Below are 18909 nucleotides of genomic sequence, written 5' to 3'. Positions count from 1 at the left end.
GCCAGATTCTGGCCCAAACGCGACATTCTCCGCAGTTCTGCACGGCGAATGCGAAGATCTCGCTAGCGCACCGTCGCCAAGGTCTGGCGGGCGATCTCGAGCTCCTCGTTGGTCGGAATCACGAGCACCGTGACCGCTGAGTCGTCGGCACTGATCACGCGGGCACCACGGGCGGCTGCCGCGTTGCGCTCGGGGTCGATGCGAATACCCATGGCCTCGAGGCCGGCGAGGGCGCGCTCGCGCACGAGTGGCGCGTTCTCGCCGACACCGGCGGTGAACGAGATCACGTCGACCCGGCCGAGCTGCGCGTAATACGCCCCGACATAGCCCTTGACCCGGTGCACGTAGACGTCGATCGCGAGCTGCGACGGCCCGTCGCCGGCGGATGCCGCCACGATCACGTCCCGCATATCGCCCCGGCCAGTGAGGCCGAGGAGTCCGCTACCCCGGTTGAGCAGCTTGTCGATCTCGGGAAAGTCCAGGCCGGCCCGGCGATGCAGGTGGAACAGCACGCCCGGGTCGATGTCGCCGGAACGGGTGCCCATGACGAGCCCCTCGAGCGGCGTCATGCCCATGCTGGTCTCGACCGAACGGCCACCCTGAACCGCGCAGGCCGACCCGCCGTTGCCGAGGTGCAGTACGATCTGGTTCAGGTCTTCGACCGGTCGCCCTAGGAACTCAGCCGCCTCGCGCGCGACGAAGCCATGGCTGGTGCCATGAAAACCGTAGCGGCGGATGCGAAACCGTTCGGCCAGGTCGGCATTGATCGCGTAGGTGAAGGCTTCGGGCGGCAGCGTCTGGTGGAACGCCGTGTCGAAGATGGCCACGTGCGGCACATCGGCGAAGGCTTCGACGGCCGCGACGATGCCCTGCAGCGCGCCCGGATTGTGCAGCGGCGCCAGGCCCGACAGCTCGTCGATGTCCCGCTCGACCTTCGGCGTGACGAGGGTCGGCTGGTGAAAACGTGCCCCGCCGTGCACTACGCGGTGCCCGACGGCGACCGGAGCGTGCTTCGTCAGTGACGGCCCGTGCGTCGCGAACGCTTCGAGCATCACGGCGAAACCGGCCGTGTGGTCGGGGATGGGCAGCTCGCGCTTCCACTTTCGATCCGCGGATGCCGGAACGTGCGTCTCTGCAGAAGCCTCCGCCGCCGAGACCTCGGCCTTCACCCCGGCGATGGAGTGCACGGAATCGCCGACGACCTCGCCGATGCGCTCCACCAGGCCGCTGGCCAGGGTGGTCTCGGTGTCCATCTCGATGAGCTGGTATTTGAACGAGCTCGAGCCGGAGTTGACGACCAGAACGGCCGTCATCGGGTGGCTCCGGCCGGGGTGGCGTCCAGGGCCGCGGCACTCGTCAGCCCGGCCGCCTGGATGGCGGTGATCGCGACGGTGTTCACGATGTCCTGCACCAGGGCGCCGCGCGACAGGTCGTTGATCGCCTTGCGCAGGCCCTGCAACACGGGGCCGATCGCGACCGCGCCGGCGCTGCGCTGCACGGCCTTGTACGTGTTATTGCCGGTGTTGAGGTCGGGGAAGATGAACACGGTGGCGCGGCCAGCCACGCTGGACCCGGGCATCTTGGTGGCGGCTACTGCGGCATCCGCTGCGGCATCGTACTGGATGGGACCCTCGACCAGCAGGTCGGGGCGGCGTTCCCGCACCAGGGCGGTGGCGGTGCGCACCTTTTCGACGTCGGCGCCCTCGCCGGAAGACCCGGTGGAATACGACAGCATGGCGATGCGCGGCTCGATGCCGAACTGCACCGCTGTGGCAGCGGCGGAGATGGCGATGTCGGCGAGCTGCTCGGCGGTCGGTACCGGAATGACGGCGCAGTCGCCGTAGACCAGCACGCGGTCGGCGAGCGCCATGAGGAACACACTCGACACTACGCCGACGCCGACCTGCGTCTTGATGATCTCGAAGCTTGGCCGAATGGTGTGCGCGGTGGTGTGGGTGGCGCCGGAGACCATGCCATCGGCGAGCCCAAGCTGCACCATCATGGTGCCGAAGTAGCTCACGTCGGTGACGGTTTCATTGGCCTGGTCGAGGGTGATTCCCTTATGTGCCCGCAACTGCATATATTCCTGCGCGAATTTGAGGCGCAGCAGGTCGTCATAGGGGCTCACGACGTGTGCCTTGGAGATGTCAAGGCCGAGGCCGATGGCGCGCGAGCGCACCTCGAATTCCTCGCCGAGAATGGTCAGCTCGACTACATCGCGGGCCAGCAGGGTCGCGGCGGCGCGCAGCACGCGGTCGTCCTCCCCCTCGGGCAGCACGATGTGCTGGCGATTTTGGCGCGCTCGCTCGAGCAGCGCATATTCGAACATGAGCGGCGTGACGACCTCGGCCCGACTCACATCGAGCCGGTCGAGCAGGGCTGCCGCGTCGACGTGCGTCTCGAACAACGCCAGTGCCGTGTCGTGCTTGCGCTGCGAGTCGGCGGCGAGGCGTCCGCGGGTGCGGGTGATGCGCATGGTCGTGTCGTAGGAGCCGAGCGAGGTGCGAATGATCGGCAGCGAGGGCGCGAGGCCCTCCATCAGTTGCTGAATAGCGTCGGGAAGGTCGAAACCGCCGTTCAGCACGATTCCGGCGATCGAGGGGAAGGTGGCGGAGGCGTTGGCCAGCAGCACGGCCAGCAGCACGTCTTCGCGGTCGCCCGGTACGACGACGACGGCGCCTTCGATGAGGCGCGGCAGCACGTTGACCATGGACATAGCCGCGACAACGACGCCGAGCGCCTCGCGGGCGAGCAGGGCGGGGTCACCCTTGATCAGGGTGCCCTCTGTCGCTTCCATGATGCTCTGCATACTCGGGGCGACCAGGTAGGGATCTTCGGGAATGGCCCAGATCGGCACGCCGAAGGCTCCGCCCGAACGCGCCGGCTGGGCGTTGGTCGTGGCGCGCACCGAGCCGATGATCTCGGCCAGTGCCTTTTCGTCGGCGCGGTTGACGATGATCGCCAGAATGGATGCGTGCTCGTCGCGGAGTTCCGCGAGCGCCACGTCGGTCTGGTGGCCGATGTCCACGGCCGAACGGGCGTCACTCTGGCCGAGGCGTTCGCCCTCGCCTGGACCGACGCGACCGCCGAGCACGAGTAGTACCGGGGCGCCGAGGTTCGCTGCGATGCGGGCGTTGAAGGCGAGTTCGGTGGGGCTGCCGACGTCGGTGTAGTCACTGCCGATGACGACGACCGTGTCGCAGTTGGCTTCGATCGCCTTATAGCGGGCGACGATCACGGCCAGTGCCGCATCAGGATCGGTGTTGACGTCGTCGTAGCTGACACCGATGCTCTGCTCGTAGGTCTGCCCGGCCGCGGCACCGGGGCCGGCGTTGGACTGCAGGTGACGCAGCAGGAGCTCGACGACGTAGTCGGGTTCGGTTGCGGTGCGGGCGACCGGGCGGAACACGCCGACGCGCTCGACCAGGTGGGTGAGCGTGTCGACCACGCCGAGAGCGATCGAGGATTTGCCGGTGTTGCCTTCGGCGCTGGTGATATAGATGCTTCGAGCCACGATGTCCATTCAAGCGTATTCGGGTTGGGAGGGTGTCGGGCGCGGGGTTACACGTTGTCGCTGCCGGTCTCGTCGGCGCGGGCGGCGGCGTCCGCTTGCGACGACCAAGCCCAGTTCGTGATGGCCGGAACGTCTTCGCCGTGGTCGCGGGTGTACTGGCGGGCGGCGAGGCGGGCATCCTGCATCTGCTGCCGCAGCAGTCCGGCCCGGGCGGCGAGCCCGGGAGTGCGGTCGATGACGTCCATGACGAGGTGGTACCGGTCGAGGTCGTTGAGCATGACCATGTCGAACGGCGTCGTCGTGGTGCCGATCTCCTTATAGCCGCGCGCGTGCAGGTTCTCGTGGCCGTGGCGCTTGTAGGTGAGCCGATGGATCAGCCACGGGTAGCCGTGATAGGCGAAAATAATCGGCTTGTCGGGCGTGAAGACAGCGTCGAAGGCGCTGTCGCTGAGACCGTGCGGGTGATCGTCCTCCGACTGCAGCCGCATGAGGTCGACGACGTTCACGACCCGCACCATGAGGCCCGGCAGGTTCTCGCGCAGAATCTCGGCGGCGGCGAGTATCTCGAGCGTCGGCACGTCGCCGGCGGCGGCGAGCACGACATCCGGGGCGAGGCCGGCAACCTCGGTGCCAGCCCAGTCGAAGATGCCGAGGCCCCGGGTGCAGTGCGCGACAGCCTGCTCCATGGTGAGCAGGTTCGGCGCCGGCTGCTTGCCCGCCACGACGACGTTCACATAGTTGACGCTGCTCAGGCAGTGGTCGTAGGTGGAGAGCAGGGTGTTCGCGTCGAACGGCAGGTAGACGCGCACGACGTCGGCGCTCTTGTTGACGACGTGGTCGATGAAACCGGGATCCTGATGGCTGAACCCGTTGTGGTCCTGCCGCCAGACGTGCGAGCTCAGCAGGTAGTTGAGGCTCGCGATCGGCGCTCGCCACGGAATGTCGGCGGTCACCTTGAGCCATTTGGCGTGCTGGTTGAACATGGAATCGACGATGTGGATGAACGCTTCGTAGCAGTTGAACAGTCCGTGCCGCCCGGTGAGCAGGTAGCCCTCGAGCCAGCCCTGGCACTGGTGCTCGCTCAGCATCTCCATGACCCGACCGGCGCGCGCCAGGTTGGTGTCACCGGGAAGCATCTCGGCGTCCCACTGCTTGTCGGTGGCCGCGTAAACCGCGGGCGCCAGCCGGTTCGACGCGGTTTCATCCGGGCCGAAGATGCGAAAATTCTGCGGGTTCAAGCGGATGACCTCGGCCAGATAGCCGCCGAGCACCCGCGTCGCTTCGTTCAGCGTCGCGCCCGGCTGGGGAACATCGACGGCGAAATCGCGAAAGTCCGGCAGGTGCAGGTCGCGGCGCAGGAGTCCGCCGTTGGCGATGGGGTTGGCGCTCATGCGCAGCTCGCCGTGTGGGGCGAGGTCGGTGATCTGTTTCACGGGAGCACCGCTGGCGTCGAACAGGTCTCGGGGACGGTAAGACAGCATCCACTGTTCGAGCAGGGCGGTGTGCGCCGGGGTGTCGCGGGCATTGGCCAGCGGAACCTGATGTGCGCGCCAGGTATTCTCCACCTGCACGCCGTCGATCACGGCGGGGCAGGTCCAGCCCTTGGGGGTGCGGAGGATGATCATGGGCCAGCGCGGACGGGCGAAGTCTTCGGTGTTCTTGTCGGCCGCGGCGGCTGCTGCCTTGATGTCGGCGATCTGGTTGAGCACCAGGTCGATGGTCTCGGCCATGCGCGCGTGCACGAGCATGGGGTCTTCGCCGTCGAAACCGCCGGAGACTATATATGGAGTGTGACCGTAGCCGCGCATGAGATCGAGCAGCTCGTCTTCGGGGATGCGCGCGAGCACGGTGGGGTTGGCGATCTTGTACCCGTTGAGGTGCAGAATGGGCAGCACGACGCCGTCAAGCAGCGGGTTGATGAACTTGTTGGAGTGCCAGCTGGTGGCGAGCGGGCCGGTTTCGGCCTCACCGTCGCCGACCACGGCGGCCACGAGCAGGTTCGGGTTGTCGAACGCTGCGCCGTAGGCGTGGCTCAGGGCGTAGCCGAGTTCGCCGCCCTCATGGATGGATCCGGGCAACTCGGGCGAGGCGTGGCTGGGGATTCCACCGGGGAAGGAGAACTGGCGGAACAGCTTCTGCACGCCGTGGGCGTTCTGCTCGATGTCGGCGTAGACCTCGGTGTAAGTGCCGTCGAGGTAGGCGTTGGCGACCATGCCGGGGCCACCGTGGCCGGGGCCGGTGATGAAGATCGTGCTCTGGCTACGTTCCGCGATCGCGCGGTTGAGGTGCGCGTAGAGAAAGTTGAGTCCGGGGGTGGTGCCCCAGTGGCCGAGCAGGCGCGGTTTGACGTGGTGGCGGGTGAGCGGCTCGGTGAGCAGGGCGTTGCCGAGCAGGTAGATCTGGCCGACCGCGAGGTAATTAGCAGCCCGCCACCAGGCGTCGATGCTCGCCAGGGCCGCAGCGCTGAGGGGTTTTTGCGCGCGTGAAGGCCAGGTCATGGTGCCGGAATCGTCGATCATCGGTCCTCCGCGTTGTCGCGCGGCGACAACGCCGCGCTCCTTCCCATCCTATTGAGCCGCGGCGTCTACCCCAGTGCCAAAGGTCCTGACTCCCGCGTTGTCGGCCAAATGGGGGGCAAGAATCGGTGCATTCTTCGCCTGATCTTCACGCGAAAGCGGGTGAAACGTTGCCTTGACGGTGCCGAAGCAACCGTTCACCCGCTTTCGCGGCCGTGTGGGCAGACGTTTGGGTACAGACGTTTGGGTATAAAAAAGACTCCTCGCGCACCCGCCAGAGCCCGGTTACCCTTGCTACGTTTCCGTCCTGGGGGAATTGGCCAAGGTGGCGCCACGCGAGGAGCCGAAGTTCAGTTTAGGGTACGACGCTGGACGGCACCAACCGGGGATGGTCTGCGGAGGTGGCGGCGGCATCCGCTGGAAACAGGTAAGATTCTCTGGTGCCGTTGCTTTATCGCGACGGCGGCCAGGAGAATTCGCCTAGTGGCCTATGGCGCACGCTTGGAAAGCGTGTTGGGTGAAAGCCCTCGGGGGTTCGAATCCCCCATTCTCCGCCACGTATTCAGCCCGCCGAACGAGGCGCGAGCTTGGGAGCGATCGAGATCAAGGGCTGGAAGGTCTCGATCGCTCGTGCCTCGACCAGCGGATGCTCATTCCTCGCACCTCGACCAGCGGGTGCTCGCACCGCGACCAGCGGGGTGAAGACCGCTAGACGCCGGCGCGGTCGGCGAGGCCGCGCACGAAGGCGGCCTGCCCGGCGTGCTGCAGGTCGTCGGAGAGCACACTGGCCAGACGCACACCGACGGTGACGGCCGGAGTCCAGGATTCGTCGACGACCCGGTCGAGATCATCACCCGACAGCGTGGCCAGGTAGGCGACGCTCGCCGTGTGCACGGCGTCGTAGTAGCCGCCGAGCAGGTCAGCGTCGGCGCGCACGGCCGCGACGTCGGCGGAGGTGTGCCCGTAGCCGGTGGCCGTCGGCCCGAACGGCAGATCGAATCGTTCGACCCAGCCCTGCCCGGTGTACACCTGAGCGGTGCTGGCGAGGTCGGCGAGGTGGTCGTCCTGCACGCGGGCCAGGTGCCAGATGAGCCACGCAATGGTGTTGGCGTCGGCATCCGCTCGAAAGGTGAGCGTGGCGACGGTGGCATTTTTCAGGGTGCGGTGCACGGTGCCCTGGATGCGGGAGAATTCTTCGATGAACAGTTCGGACGGGGTCATGGGTCTCCTTGGTCGTTGTTTTAACGTACCCCGGCTGGCTATTCTGCCGCCCTAATACTCCTCCGACGGATGCTGTCCTTCCTCCAGCTCGAAACACGGTGAGAACGACGTAATTTTCAGTTCGGTGCCGGGAGCCCAGATCGACGCGCTCTAGAAGTCGCCTTGAGCGCCCGTCATATCCACCCGCGGTGCCCCCTGCCTGGAACGAGGGCCGCAGTCTCGTCTTCCATCGCCATCGCGATGCCCTTCGCTGTTCGAAGATCCATGGTGGCTGCCTCGTTCGTTGACACGCACGACGACAGCGCGACGGAGCACGCGACGGCAAGCACTGCGGCCCCGATGCGGCGACGACTTACTCGCGAATTCCGCCCTGCCGGCCTGCCGCCTGCGTTCACCATCCGACGCGCCTAATATTCATCCGACGGATGCTGCCCCTCCTCAAGCTCGAAACAGGGCGAGAAGGAGTCGATTTTCAGTTCGGTGCCAGGGGCCCAGATTGACGCACTGTAGGAGTCTCCCTGAGTGCCGGTCATGTCTACTCGCGGGGCTCCTTGCCGCGTTTTCAGCCGCTTTACGACGACTCCATCCTTCTTCTCCCATGCTGACGCAATGACTTCGATCATGGCCTCAGCATCGACGTCACCAATCAGGGTGACCGTTGTTAGACCGGGCCACGACAATCGGCCATCCGCGCAGCCGAAGAGGTGTGCCGTCTGCTTCTGGGTCTGGTCGCCGACATTCTCGGGGGGAACGAGCGCGGCGGTCTCATCCTCCGTCGCCATTGCGATGCCTTTCGCCGTCTGGAGATCCATGGTGGCCTCACTTCCCTCTTTCATCATTGTGCACGACGCCAACAACGCCGTAAGGGTAAGCATCCCGAGGACAGCCACGAATTTTTGCTTGGGATTCATCCGTAAATCAGCTCCTGAAGGTCTCTGACAACTTCTCGATTATTCACATTGTCGGTGGCGACGAGGTTGTGGTTGTCCATCAGCACGGTCGGGTGCCAGATCAGTGTCCCGTCGCCATCCACGGTATAAGCAGGCTTCGGCCCCTCGTAGAAGGCTCCTGCTTGAAATGCGTCGCTGGAGCGCGGATTGTTGCCGTCGCCCACGGCCCCAGTGCCCTGTGCTACTTGCAGAATATCTTCGTAGGAAAAATCGGCGTAGTTGGTCGTTGGATCGGCTCCCCAATCCTGTGGCATCCACGCTCCCGACAGGGACACCACTGAGTCGTAGTGGGCCCCGGCCACCTCAGCCGAAGTGATGTTGGCGAGTCCCCAGCTGTGGCCGATGGCCGTCGAGGTTGCGTCGGTGAGCAGGGGGTCCGTGGCCAGGCCCGTCTCGAAGTCGGCCAGTACCGGGCCGGTCTGCTTGGCGAAGTCTGCCGAATTCGCATCAGCTACTCCCTTCGTCAGGCCACCACGAGTGCCGCCCGAATCTCCGGGGAAGAGACCATCTTTATAGATGAACGCAACGGTGTCTGGATGATTATCGACGAACCAATCGGACAGCGGCTGGACCGAGCCATCGTAGAACATATCCATATTGCTCATCGTGCCGGGCACGTAGGTGATGCGCTCACGCGTTTCACTGGACGGCGTTCCGCGCATTTCCACGATGCGCGCGCCCTCATGATCGTAAAGGTAGAGCTGATTCTTACCGTCGACCGTTCGCTGCAGGTAGCTGCGCTCGTCCTCCAGCTGTTCGAGTTCCTTGGCGATCTGATCACTTCTGCCGTAACTCTGCTCCCACCGGCCCCGTGTGCGGTCCATACCGGCGTTTTCAGCGTCGAGCTTGGCGGATTCGGCGTCGATTTCGGTGATCCTGGTGCTGGCGTTGAGGCGGTTGGCGGCGACGCGGGCGAGAGCCGGCAGACCGTTCAACGATCCGAGCAGGGCCGGGGCCCCGGCGATGAGGGCGAGCCGGGCGGGTTCGCCCAGCTGCTGCCACCGCTCGGCGACGGTCTCAGGGGTGGCCGTCAGCATCCGCTTCACCAGGTCGGGATTGGTAGCGATCAGCACGGCCAGATCGGCCTCGGACAGCGTATTCATGCGGGCGATCAGATCATCAACTGACGACCCGGATGCCCAGGACGAGCCAAACCAGGAGGTTGCACCCAGAACCTGATCGGACCCCAGATCGCGCACGCAGACGTCATCGGCGGTGCGACGCCGCGTCGCCAACTCGTCCCACAACACATCGATGCCGGCGATCGCCGCGTAGGCGACCTCGAACGCTTCCTCCCGGCGAGTCTGGAGAACTGTGGTGGGCATGAAGATGAAGGTGTCACCCGGCTGGGCGAAGTCGGTCTTGCCGAGTTGCAGATCGTAGAGGTCAGTGTCGGCGGTGGTGCGCTGCGCTTCCAGCAGACGCTGCTCACCCTGAATCTCATCGACCGTGACGGAATACGTCTCGAGGGCGGCGGCCTGAGCGTCCAACCCTCGAATCAGCAGATCGATCTCCGGTACCAGCCCCACGAGCCGCTCAACAAACGCGTCACGCGAGAGGGCGGTCCACCCGGTCGTTTCAGCGTGGGACCGCGCGCTGGCCAGCGTCGTCTGCAACGTGCGCAGATTCGCGGCCTTGGCGGAGCGAACTCTGGACTCGGACAGAATGCTATCCGGCTCGCCCAGCCCCGGATTCGCGACGGTCCACACGGTCAGTTCAACTTTCGGCCGAGGGCGGTATCGGTGGCCTGAAACGTTTCGGCCACGGTCGCCGGAAACAAGCTGAGCTCGGTCACCGTGAGCGCGGCGAGTTCGGCGCGCTCGACCTGTTGCGCTTGGCCGCCTCGCAACGCTGCTGCGACCGCATCGCTCTGCAACCCGCCCTCCGGCCACCGAAAAGTCCAGTCCGAAAAGCTCAGCTGCCCGGCCGCCCCCGACAGCGTCGACGACAGATCGTCGAGCACCGAATCAGTCACGCGCAAAGCCGCCATCAGCATCCCCCAGCCAGACTCGACATACCCCTTGTAGCACCGTACTGGCTCGAGCTTAGCGGCGGTAGGCGCTGACCTCGGTGGCCTTGACCGAGAGCCAGACGGTGGAGCCGAGTTGCAGGCCGAGGTCGGCAACGGCGGCGGGCGTGAGTTCGGCGATGACCTCGGGGTCACCGCTCGTGCGCAGGCGCACGCCGCCGCTGCCCGGCTCGATGCCGGTCACCCTGGCCGACCAGACGTTGCGCGGGCTCGCGCGCCGCGGCTGCTCGGTTTGCACGACGACGGATGCCGGACGAAAGACGGCCGCGGCCGGAACGTTCTGGTCGGACCCGGCGAGAACGAGGGCGCTCGCCGACGCCGTAGTGCCGGAAGACGTGGGCGCGAGGGCGGCGGCATCCGCTGGGCGAACGTGAAAGATGCGGCCGTCAGGGGCGGCGACCGCGCCGTTCTGCACGCTGCCGACCACGAGGTTGACGCCGGCGAGGGCCGCGACGAACGGGTTGCGCGGGGCAGCGAGCACCGCTGCGGTCGTGCCCTCGTCAATGAGGGCGCCGTCGTGCAGCACGGCGACACGATCGGCGAGCACGACGGCGTCGACGATGTCGTGGGTGACGATGATGGCGCTGGTTCCGGTTTCGGCGAGCTGCTCGCGGATGAGTTGGCGCATGAATGGCGCGGTTTCGGCGTCGAGGGCGGCCATCGGCTCGTCGAGTAGGAGCACGCGCGGCCCGGCCGCGAGGGCTCGGGCGAGAGCGACGCGCTGCTGCTGGCCGCCGGAGAGCGCCCCGGGTTTGCTCTCGCCGAAGCCTGCCAGACCTACGCGGTCGAGCCAGTGGTCTGCCTGTGTGCGGGCCTGTGCCGAGGTCAATTGCGCTTCGCCGACGCGAAGAGCGAAGGCGATATTGTTGCGGGCGCTGAGGTGCGGAAACAACAGCGGCTCCTGCCCGAGCAGGCCGATGGCACGTCGTTCGGGCGCCACGAAGCGGCCGGGGGCGGTGAGTACGGCGCCGTCGATGGTGACGGTGCCGCGGTCGGGCGCGGCGAGGCCGGCGATCAGGTCGAGCACGGTCGATTTGCCCGAGCCGTTCGGACCGAGGAGCGCCAGCACCTCACCGGGCTCAAGGGAGAGCTGCACGTCGAGGGTGAACGAGCCACGAGTGAGCTGCAGGTTTGCCTCAAGTAGGGCGTTGGCAGCGGATTTCCAGAGGGCAGGCGTCATGAGAGCACGCTCCGATTCCGGGCCGGGTTCGGCTTCGGGGCTTGGCCTTGGGCCGGTGCCTCGGTCGGCCGGTGTCTTCTCGTGGGTCGGCAGCGGCCGGAGGAATTCCTGGTCATCGGGGAGCCTGCGGGAGACGAGGGCCGGAGCGGGCGGGAGCTGCGAGTATCCGTTCTGATGAGGGTCATGAGAGCACGCTCGCCCGGCGGGTTCCGACCAGCACGAGGATGATCACGGCGACCGCGATGAGCAGCAACGACAGTGCCACGGCCTGGTCGGTCGTGACGCCAGAACCGTTGAACGCGGTGTAGATGGCGAGGGGCATGGTGCGGGTGACTCCGGCCTGGTTGCCGGCGAACAGGGCGGTCGCACCAAACTCGCCGAGGGCGCGGGCGAAGCTCAAAACCGTACCGGCGAGCAGGCCGGGACCGACGAGCGGCAGCGTGATGCGGGCGAAGACGGTGCCGCGGTGGGCGCCGAGGGTGGCGGCGACGCGTTCGTAACGCACGCCGGCGGTGCGCAGCGCACCCTCGACCGCGATCACGAGAAAAGGGAGCGCCACAAAAGTTTGCGCGATGACGACCGCGGTCGTTGTGAACGGAATGCGCAGCCCGGCGAGCTCCAGGGTGTTGCCGAGCGCGCCACCGCGACCGAGCAGGGAGAGCAGTGCGATGCCGCCGACGAGAGGCGGCAGCACGAGCGGCACGGTCACGAGCGCCCGCAACAGGCCGGCCACCCGCGACGTCGATCGGGCGATGACGACGGCGAGCGGCACGCCGAGCAGCAGACACAGCACGGTCGAAATCGATGCCGTCGCGAGCGAGAGTCCTAGCGGCTGCAGGGCCTCCGGCGAGAGGAGCAGGGCGGGGAGGCCTGGCCAGTCGACCTTGAGCAGGAGTCCGGCGAGCGGAAGCACTAGTAGGGCGAGGCCGATGCTCGCGGGCACGTACAGCAGGCGCGGGATCATGCGCGACCGGCCAATCTGCTGGGTCCGCGGGGATCTGCCCCTTCGTCTCTTGCTTTCCGGGCCCGGGCCCGGTCGCTGGGCCCATGATCTATCGTGGGCCCGGTTTCCGAAGGTGGGCCCGGGCTTGAGCCGCACCCCTTCACGTTCGGGTTGCCGCGTTTGTCGGCGCAGATCTCGAAGGTCCGCGAGCGGACCAATAGTTTCCGGGCCCGGGCCCGGTCGCTGGGCCCATGTTCTATCGTGGGCCCGGTTGCCGGGCCCGGGCCCGGGAAGTCACTCCAGGTCACGGAGCGAGGAAACCGTGGGCGGCCAGCACGGCCTGGCCGGCGGGAGAGAGCACGAGGTCGACGAAAGCCTGAGCAGCCTCAGCGTGTGTGCTGTCCTTGACGACGGCGATCGGATAGTGCCCGACGACCGCGTCTGCTCCGGCCGGGGTCACGCCCTCGATGCGGCCGGGGTTGGCGGCGACGTCGGTCGCGTAGACGAGGCCGGCATCTGCTTCGCCGCCGGCGACCTTGGTGACGACGGCGGTGACATTCTGCTCCTCGCTGGCGGGCGTGAGGGTGACTCCAGCGTTGGCGAGCAGGGTAGCGGATGCCGCCCCGCACGGCACCTGCGCCGCACACAGTACGGTGATGACCTCGGAGAGGTCTTCGAGGTTCTCGATGCCCAGCGGGTTGCCGGGGGCGACCGCAATGCGAAGCGTGTTGCCCGCGAACAGGGTGCCCGGGCCGGTGAGCTCGTCGTCGGCGAGCGGCTGCAGGTTCTTCTGGTCGGCGCTTGCGAAGACGTCGGCGGGAGCGCCGGCGGCGATCTGGGTGGCGAGGGTGGAGGATCCGTCGTAGGTGACCTGCACGTCGACGCCCGGATTCTGCTGTTCCAGCAGGGTGGCAAGCTCGTCGAAGGCCGGATTGAGGGAGGCAGCCGCGTAGACAGTGAGGGTTTGGTCTGCGGTCGCGCTGGCAGCGGCGATACCCGGAGCGGTCGACGGCGCGCAGCCGGTGAGGGAAAGGGCGAGCACGGCCAGGGCGGCGACGGCCAGGCGGGTCACAGCATCCGTCCCGGGGTTTCGACGATCACGTTGGTGGCCTTGATCACGGCCACGCTGAGCGAACCGATCTCGAGACCGAGTTCGCGCACGGCCTCGCTCGACATGAGCGAGACGACGCGGTGCGGGCCACACTGCAACTCGACCTGGGCCATCACCGTGTCCATGGTGATGGCGGTGACGATGCCGACGAACCGGTTGCGGGCACTGCGGCCCACGCTCGACGGGTCGGCCGGGGTACTCGCCTGGTCGACGGCGAAGGCAGCGAGCGCGGCGCCGTCAATGGCGAGCCGACCGGATGCGTCGGCATCCGCTGCGAGACGGCCACCATCGACCCAGCGTCGCACAGTGTCATCGCTGACGCCGAGCAACTCGGCGGCCTCACTAATCCGATATTGCGTCATAAAAGGCACAATAGCACCGCATCTGCGGTTTGGGCAGCCTGTCTGTTGAGCGGTGCCCCGGCGCCCGTGGCTAATTCAGGAAATCCCGGTCGAACCTGCCACGTTGAGGCTGCTTGGGCCCATCCGGCCGACGATTTCCTGACTGAGCCACCGAGGCACGACGAAACCTTCGGCACACCTCCTGCACATTGCTCGCCGCGCCTCTCGACTCCCGCTGAAACAGGGGCATGCCGGCTCGGGCCTCGAGAAATTGCAGGAGTTATGCCGGTTGAACACCGACGACCGGATGCGGGTGGCCGCCCGGCCCCGCAGCGCCTAGCGTTAAGCCATGGCTATTCCTCCCCTTGTTGAGCCCGTTGATCAACTCAGCGCGTCCGAATCCGCGCGTACCGCCCGGCAGCGTCGCCTCCCCCAGCTCAATGAACTCGGCCAGCGCCGCCTCGCCAATGCCCGGGTGCTCGTGCTCGGCGCCGGCGGGCTCGGCTCGCCCGCCCTGCTCTACCTGGCCGCGGCCGGTGTCGGCACCATCGGCATCGTCGACGGCGACGACGTGGAACCCAGCAACCTGCAGCGCCAGATTGCCCACGGGCAAGCGGATGTCGGCCGCCCAAAAGTAGACAGCGCCGCCGAGCGCATCATGGAGATCGCCCCCGAGACCAGGGTCGTTCGGCACGCCGAACGCCTCGTCGCGGCCAACGCCGCCGAGATCATCGGCGGCTACGACGTGGTCATCGATGGCACCGACAATTTTCCGACCCGGTTCCTCGTGAACGACACCTGCGCCCGGCTCGGGCTACCGCTGGTGTGGGCATCCGTTTTGCGATTCGACGCCCAACTCTCGGTGTTCTGGGCCACCCCGCCGGAGGGTTCCGGCGTGACCGGTGTGCACCTGCGCGACCTGTTTCCCACGCCGCCAGCCGCGGGCGAAGTACCGAACTGCGCCGACGCCGGTGTGCTCGGCGCGCTCTGCGGCCAGGTCGGGTCGCTCATGGCTACCGAAACCATCAAGCTCATCACCGGGATCGGCTCGCCGCTGATTGGCCGCGTACTCGTGATCGATGCGTTGTCGGGCCGGTTCAGCGAGATACCGCTGCTCGGGACCGGCATTGCCGCCGAGCCGACCGCTGCCGAACAAGCCGAGGAAGCCGCTCGAATGGCGATGACCAGCACCCCCGAGGTCACCAGCGTCGAGCTCGTCGACCGCCTCGCTGCCCAGAGCGCCGGTACCGACAACTTTCTCGTCGTGGACGTGCGCGAGCCGAGCGAATTCGCCGAAAGCTCGATCCCCACGGCCCGACTGCTGCCGCTCGGCGAACTGTTGACGGACGGCGTACTGTCGACCAGCGGCCGGGCTGCGCTGCCGACGGACGTGCCGCTGATTGTGCACTGCCACGCTGGCGGTCGCGCCGCGCGGGCGGCCAACGCCCTGCGTGAGGCCGGATTCACCGATGTGTCGGTGTTCACCGGAGGGATCCTCGCCTGGGATGACCTCGTCACAGCCGGGCGAGCTCCCGGATTCGGCAGTCGCTGGGCCGCGCCAGAGCCCGCCCCGGCTGGGCGGCACGCCTCCGCGCGAGACGACGCCGGCAGTACCGGCCAGTCCGACAGCCTGGTCTGAGCGGTGACCGACAACGAACGTCTCGCCGCCGCCTCCGGGGCACGCGAGATCACGCCCGGCCCCCCAGAGAACGGCCACACCCACACCGACCGGGCGGATGCCTGCGCCCCCGCGGCGACCGCGCGCACCGTTCCCGAGCAACTCGCTGTCGTGCTCGGCAGCCTGGCTCCCCTGCCGCCCGTGCGGGTCACGCTCGACGCCGCCCGCGGACTCGTCCTGGCCGAAGACGTGCTCACGGTGACCGACACGCCTCCGTTCGACAACTCCGCGATGGACGGCTACGCCGTCATCCGTGCTGACCTGATGGGGGCATCCGCTCAGAATCCGATCACCCTGCCGGTCGTCGCCGATCTCGCGGCCGGCACCGCAGAGAACCCACGCCTCGTTCCCGGGCAGGTGGCGCGCATCATGACGGGCGCGCCGATTCCCGACGGAGCGGATGCCGTCGTACCGATCGAAGACACCGACCAGGGCACCGAACTCGTCACCATCGTGCAAGCGCCCGATGTCGCGGCGCACGTGCGTCGTGCCGGCGAAGACGCCCACGCGGGCGATCGGGTGCTGCGCGCGGGCAGCGTGCTCTGGCCCACCCGGGTCGCCGCAGCGGCGAGCGCCGGAACCAGCTCGGTGCTCGTTCACCCCGCTCCGCGCGTGGCCGTCATCTCCACCGGAAGCGAACTCGTCACCCCCGGCAGCCCGACCCGCCGCGGCCAGATTCCCGACTCCAACTCCTTTCTGCTCTCGGCGGCCGTCGCTGAGGCCGGCGGCATACCCGTGCGGATCGGCGCCGTACCCGACGACGATGACGTGCTGCGCGCCCTGCTGACCGAGCTGGCCGGCACGGTCGATGTGATCGTGCTCTCCGGCGGTGTGAGCGTCGGAGCGTACGACGTGGTCAAAGCGGTGCTGAAACCACTGGGAACGGTGAACTTCGGCCCGGTCAAGATGCAACCAGGCAAGCCCCAGGGCTTCGGGCGCTGGCCCGCGACCGAAGACGTGCCCGGACCACTCATCTTCGCCCTGCCCGGCAACCCGGTGAGTGCGTACGTGTCGTTCGAGGTGTTCGTGCGGCCCGCTCTGCGGCGTCTGCTCGGGCACGGCCTCGCCGACCCGATCGACCCGACGAACGAAACGGCGGACGCGCCGAACGACGAGACCACACGCCCACACCTGCGCACAGACTCCGACACTGATGCCGACACCGCGGCCACTCGCCTCGGCACCACAGCCACATCACGAGACCGCCTATCACTGGACCACCCAGCTCTGCACCGCCGCACGGTCACCGCCACCGTTGTTGACGGCTGGAACTCGCCACCCGGACGCGCCCAGTACATGCCTGTGATCGTGACGCACCGAACCGTGATCGAGCACCCACCCACCGTCATCACCGCCGAGGGAAGCACGAGTGCCAGCACCGGCAGCATCCGCGTCGAAGTACGCCCGGCCTCCCGGGGAGGGTCGGGTTCGCACCTCGTCGCCGGCCTGGCACAGGCCAACGGACTCGCCATCGTGCCCGAAGACACGACTCACATTCGCGGCGGCGACCGCATCACTGTCATGCTGACATCATGACGCACACCACCGACACGGCCGGCGCGACCGTTCCCGCCCAGCTGTTCACCCACCTCGACTCGGCCGGACAGGCCCGCATGGTTGACGTGACCAACAAAGTTCCCACCGTACGCAGCGCGACCGCCGCCGGCTTCGTGCGCTGCGGCCCCACGGTTATCGCGGCCCTCCGTGACGGCACCGCGCCCAAGGGCGACGTGCTCGCCGTGGCCCGCATCGCCGGAATCCAAGGAGCCAAGAAGACCGCCGATCTGCTCCCCCTCGCCCACGTGATCGGCGTGCACGGCGCCGTCGTCGACCTCGTCGTCGGGGATGACGGCGTCAGCATCACCGCCACGGTGCGCACCGCCGACCGCACCGGCGTCGAGATGGAGGCATTCACCGCCGTTTCGGTCGCCGCCCTCGCCGTCGTCGACATGGTCAAAGGCCTCGACAAATCCGTCACGATCGAGAACGTGCGCCTGCTCGCCAAGAGCGGCGGCAAGAGCGGCGACTGGCTGCGCGCGTGACCGTGCCGGCGGCGGTTCCCGTGGCGCATTTCGTCGCCCAAAACGGATGCCCCGCACCCACCACCACCACCGTCACCGCGCCAAAAACCGGTGGCCGCTACGCCCGTTACTCGAGCGCGCACCAGTATCAGACGCGGCCATCCGCTCGCCACACCTCATGACTGTACAACCCGACCTGATCGTGCTCGCCGGCGGCCGCGGCACCCGCCTCGGCGGCGCATTCAAGCCGGCGGTCGAGGTGGCCGGACGCACGCTCCTCTCCCGCGTGCTCGACGCGCGCCCCCTCGCCCGCCACACGGTCGTGGTCGGCCCGCCCATTGCTCGAGCCGCCGCGACACAAGCCCCCACCGCGCCGACACCGAACTCCGCCATCATCTGGGCACTGGAAGACCCGCCATTTGGCGGACCGGTCGCCGGCATCGCCGCCGCCCTCGCCGCACTCGACGCCGACACAGCCAACCCTGAAAAACCGGCCGACTGGCTGCTCGTGCTCGCCTGCGACCTGCCGCGGGGAGCGGATGCCGCGCGCCTTCTGGTCGCGGCAGTATCCGGTCTCGAGAGTATCGGGGACCAGCGCGACGGCGTACACCTCAACGACTACAACGGTCACGCCCAGTGGCTGGCCGGGATCTACCGTGCGACGGCGCTGCGCGCAGCAGTGGACCGGCTCGGCGACCACGTCACCGGCGCCAGCATGCGTGCGCTGCTCGCGGACCTCAACCTCAACGGACTGCTCGACGAATTCGGAGCCGGAATCGACGTGGACACGTGGCAGGATGTTGAGAGAAGTTCCGCACGTCTCACCGAGACTCAGCCCGACCAGAGGAGTGACCCCCAATGAGCTCAACACCGCTGCCTCCCGAAGCGCTCGACGACTGGCTCACGGCACTCGCCGATCGACTACAGCTTGACCCGGCGGATGTTCCGGTCGGCGATCTGCTCGACGTGGCCCGCGACGTCGCCCACAACGTAGCCCGGCCGGCCGCACCGCTCAGCACCTTTCTGATCGGGCTCGCCGCCGCGAAAAACGGCGGAACCGGAGCCGACATTGAAGCCGCGTGCGCCGCCGCGAGCGAACTCGCCCGCGACTGGGCACCCGAAAAACTGTGATGGCAACCCTGCGCTTCTTCGCCGGCGCCGCCGAAGCCGCCCAGACGGAGACGGCCACGCTCGACGCCTCCACGATCGGCGAACTCCGCGTCGAGCTCGGCGGGCGCTACGGCAGTGAGTTCGTGCGGGTGCTCGGGCTGTGTTCCCTGCTCGTGAACGGCACGCGCGCCACGGATGACGCGGTCGCTCTCGCCCCCACCGACGCGGTGGACGTGCTGCCGCCCTTCGCCGGCGGCTGATAAACCGTTCACAACCGCGGAGATTTCCGCTGAAT

General features: G+C 67.5%; 17 protein-coding genes, 1 tRNA gene and 1 other RNA gene. 7 read left to right on the top strand and 12 right to left on the bottom strand.

The features are described 5' to 3' along the window. Window positions 1–62: 62 nt before the first annotated feature. From QMF22_RS05320 to ffs, 4 genes are all read right to left on the bottom strand, one after another. Complete coding sequence (locus QMF22_RS05320) at window positions 63–1313, bottom strand: acetate/propionate family kinase (protein ID WP_283451123.1); 1251 nt, start codon at window positions 1311–1313, stop codon at window positions 63–65. Next, window positions 1310–3514, bottom strand: a complete 2205-nt coding sequence (gene pta / locus QMF22_RS05315) for a phosphate acetyltransferase (protein WP_283451121.1) — start codon at window positions 3512–3514, stop codon at window positions 1310–1312. Before pta ends, QMF22_RS05320 begins: the two co-directional genes overlap by 4 nt. Before the next feature lie 47 nt (window positions 3515–3561). Further along, the gene (locus QMF22_RS05310) at window positions 3562–6033 is read right to left on the bottom strand and encodes a phosphoketolase family protein (protein WP_502846907.1); all 2472 of its coding nucleotides are present in this window, start codon (window positions 6031–6033) and stop codon (window positions 3562–3564) included. 248 nt (window positions 6034–6281) lie between these two features. After that, window positions 6282–6378, bottom strand: an RNA gene (gene ffs / locus QMF22_RS05305) — signal recognition particle sRNA small type. Between the two features lie 121 nt (window positions 6379–6499). On the opposite strand from ffs, the gene QMF22_RS05300 reads away from it, so the two are divergent. Continuing rightward, window positions 6500–6587: transfer RNA gene (locus tag QMF22_RS05300), tRNA-Ser, on the top strand. Between the two features lie 151 nt (window positions 6588–6738). Here QMF22_RS05300 and QMF22_RS05295 read toward each other — a convergent pair. From QMF22_RS05295 to QMF22_RS05260, 8 genes are all read right to left on the bottom strand, one after another. Beyond that, window positions 6739–7251, bottom strand: a complete 513-nt coding sequence (locus tag QMF22_RS05295; protein WP_283451119.1) for a mycothiol transferase — start codon at window positions 7249–7251, stop codon at window positions 6739–6741. 407 nt (window positions 7252–7658) lie between these two features. Next, entirely contained in the window at window positions 7659–8162 is a 504-nt protein-coding gene (locus QMF22_RS05290; protein WP_283451117.1) for a hypothetical protein, read from the bottom strand. Continuing rightward, a complete protein-coding gene (locus tag QMF22_RS05285; RefSeq protein ID WP_283451116.1) occupies window positions 8159–9910 on the bottom strand; it encodes a hypothetical protein in 1752 nt (583 codons plus the stop codon). The genes QMF22_RS05290 and QMF22_RS05285 overlap by 4 nt, the downstream gene beginning before the upstream one ends. 2 nt (window positions 9911–9912) lie before the next feature. Continuing rightward, window positions 9913–10176, bottom strand: coding sequence for a hypothetical protein (locus tag QMF22_RS05280; RefSeq protein WP_283451115.1), 264 nt, complete (start codon window positions 10174–10176; stop codon window positions 9913–9915). Between the two features lie 70 nt (window positions 10177–10246). After that, on the bottom strand, window positions 10247–11410 hold the full coding sequence (locus QMF22_RS05275; protein ID WP_283451114.1) for a sulfate/molybdate ABC transporter ATP-binding protein: 1164 nt from the start codon (window positions 11408–11410) through the stop codon (window positions 10247–10249). 181 nt (window positions 11411–11591) lie between these two features. Then, window positions 11592–12374: an ABC transporter permease gene (locus QMF22_RS05270; protein ID WP_283451113.1), complete on the bottom strand. Its 783-nt coding sequence runs from the start codon at window positions 12372–12374 to the stop codon at window positions 11592–11594. A gap of 283 nt (window positions 12375–12657) precedes the next feature. Beyond that, window positions 12658–13425: a molybdate ABC transporter substrate-binding protein gene (gene modA, locus QMF22_RS05265; RefSeq protein ID WP_283451112.1), complete on the bottom strand. Its 768-nt coding sequence runs from the start codon at window positions 13423–13425 to the stop codon at window positions 12658–12660. Then, the gene (locus tag QMF22_RS05260) at window positions 13422–13826 is read right to left on the bottom strand and encodes a TOBE domain-containing protein (protein WP_283451111.1); all 405 of its coding nucleotides are present in this window, start codon (window positions 13824–13826) and stop codon (window positions 13422–13424) included. The genes modA and QMF22_RS05260 overlap by 4 nt, the downstream gene beginning before the upstream one ends. Window positions 13827–14154: 328 nt before the next feature. On the opposite strand from QMF22_RS05260, the gene QMF22_RS05255 reads away from it, so the two are divergent. From QMF22_RS05255 to QMF22_RS05230, 6 genes are all read left to right on the top strand, one after another. Next, window positions 14155–15444 (top strand): ThiF family adenylyltransferase, encoded by a 1290-nt coding sequence (locus QMF22_RS05255; RefSeq protein WP_283451110.1) that lies wholly within the window; start codon window positions 14155–14157, stop codon window positions 15442–15444. Between the two features lie 3 nt (window positions 15445–15447). Beyond that, complete coding sequence (locus QMF22_RS05250) at window positions 15448–17019, top strand: molybdopterin molybdotransferase MoeA (RefSeq protein ID WP_283451109.1); 1572 nt, start codon at window positions 15448–15450, stop codon at window positions 17017–17019. Next, window positions 17016–17525, top strand: a complete 510-nt coding sequence (gene moaC, locus QMF22_RS05245; RefSeq protein WP_283451108.1) for a cyclic pyranopterin monophosphate synthase MoaC — start codon at window positions 17016–17018, stop codon at window positions 17523–17525. The genes QMF22_RS05250 and moaC overlap by 4 nt, the downstream gene beginning before the upstream one ends. A 157-nt stretch (window positions 17526–17682) precedes the next feature. Then, window positions 17683–18366: a molybdenum cofactor guanylyltransferase gene (gene mobA, locus QMF22_RS05240; protein ID WP_283451107.1), complete on the top strand. Its 684-nt coding sequence runs from the start codon at window positions 17683–17685 to the stop codon at window positions 18364–18366. Further along, window positions 18363–18635 carry a DUF6457 domain-containing protein gene (locus QMF22_RS05235; RefSeq protein WP_283451106.1) on the top strand — a complete coding sequence of 91 codons (273 nt, stop codon included), beginning with the start codon at window positions 18363–18365 and terminating at the stop codon, window positions 18633–18635. Before mobA ends, QMF22_RS05235 begins: the two co-directional genes overlap by 4 nt. Continuing rightward, window positions 18635–18874, top strand: a complete 240-nt coding sequence (locus tag QMF22_RS05230) for a MoaD/ThiS family protein (RefSeq protein ID WP_283451104.1) — start codon at window positions 18635–18637, stop codon at window positions 18872–18874. Before QMF22_RS05235 ends, QMF22_RS05230 begins: the two co-directional genes overlap by 1 nt. Window positions 18875–18909: the final 35 nt, after the last annotated feature.

Source organism: Cryobacterium sp. PH31-L1, from assembly GCF_030063145.1.
Classification (GTDB): Bacteria; Actinomycetota; Actinomycetes; order Actinomycetales; family Microbacteriaceae; genus Cryobacterium.
Note: the sequence above shows the minus strand (reverse complement) of the source record. Positions and strands in the feature narration are given on the sequence as shown.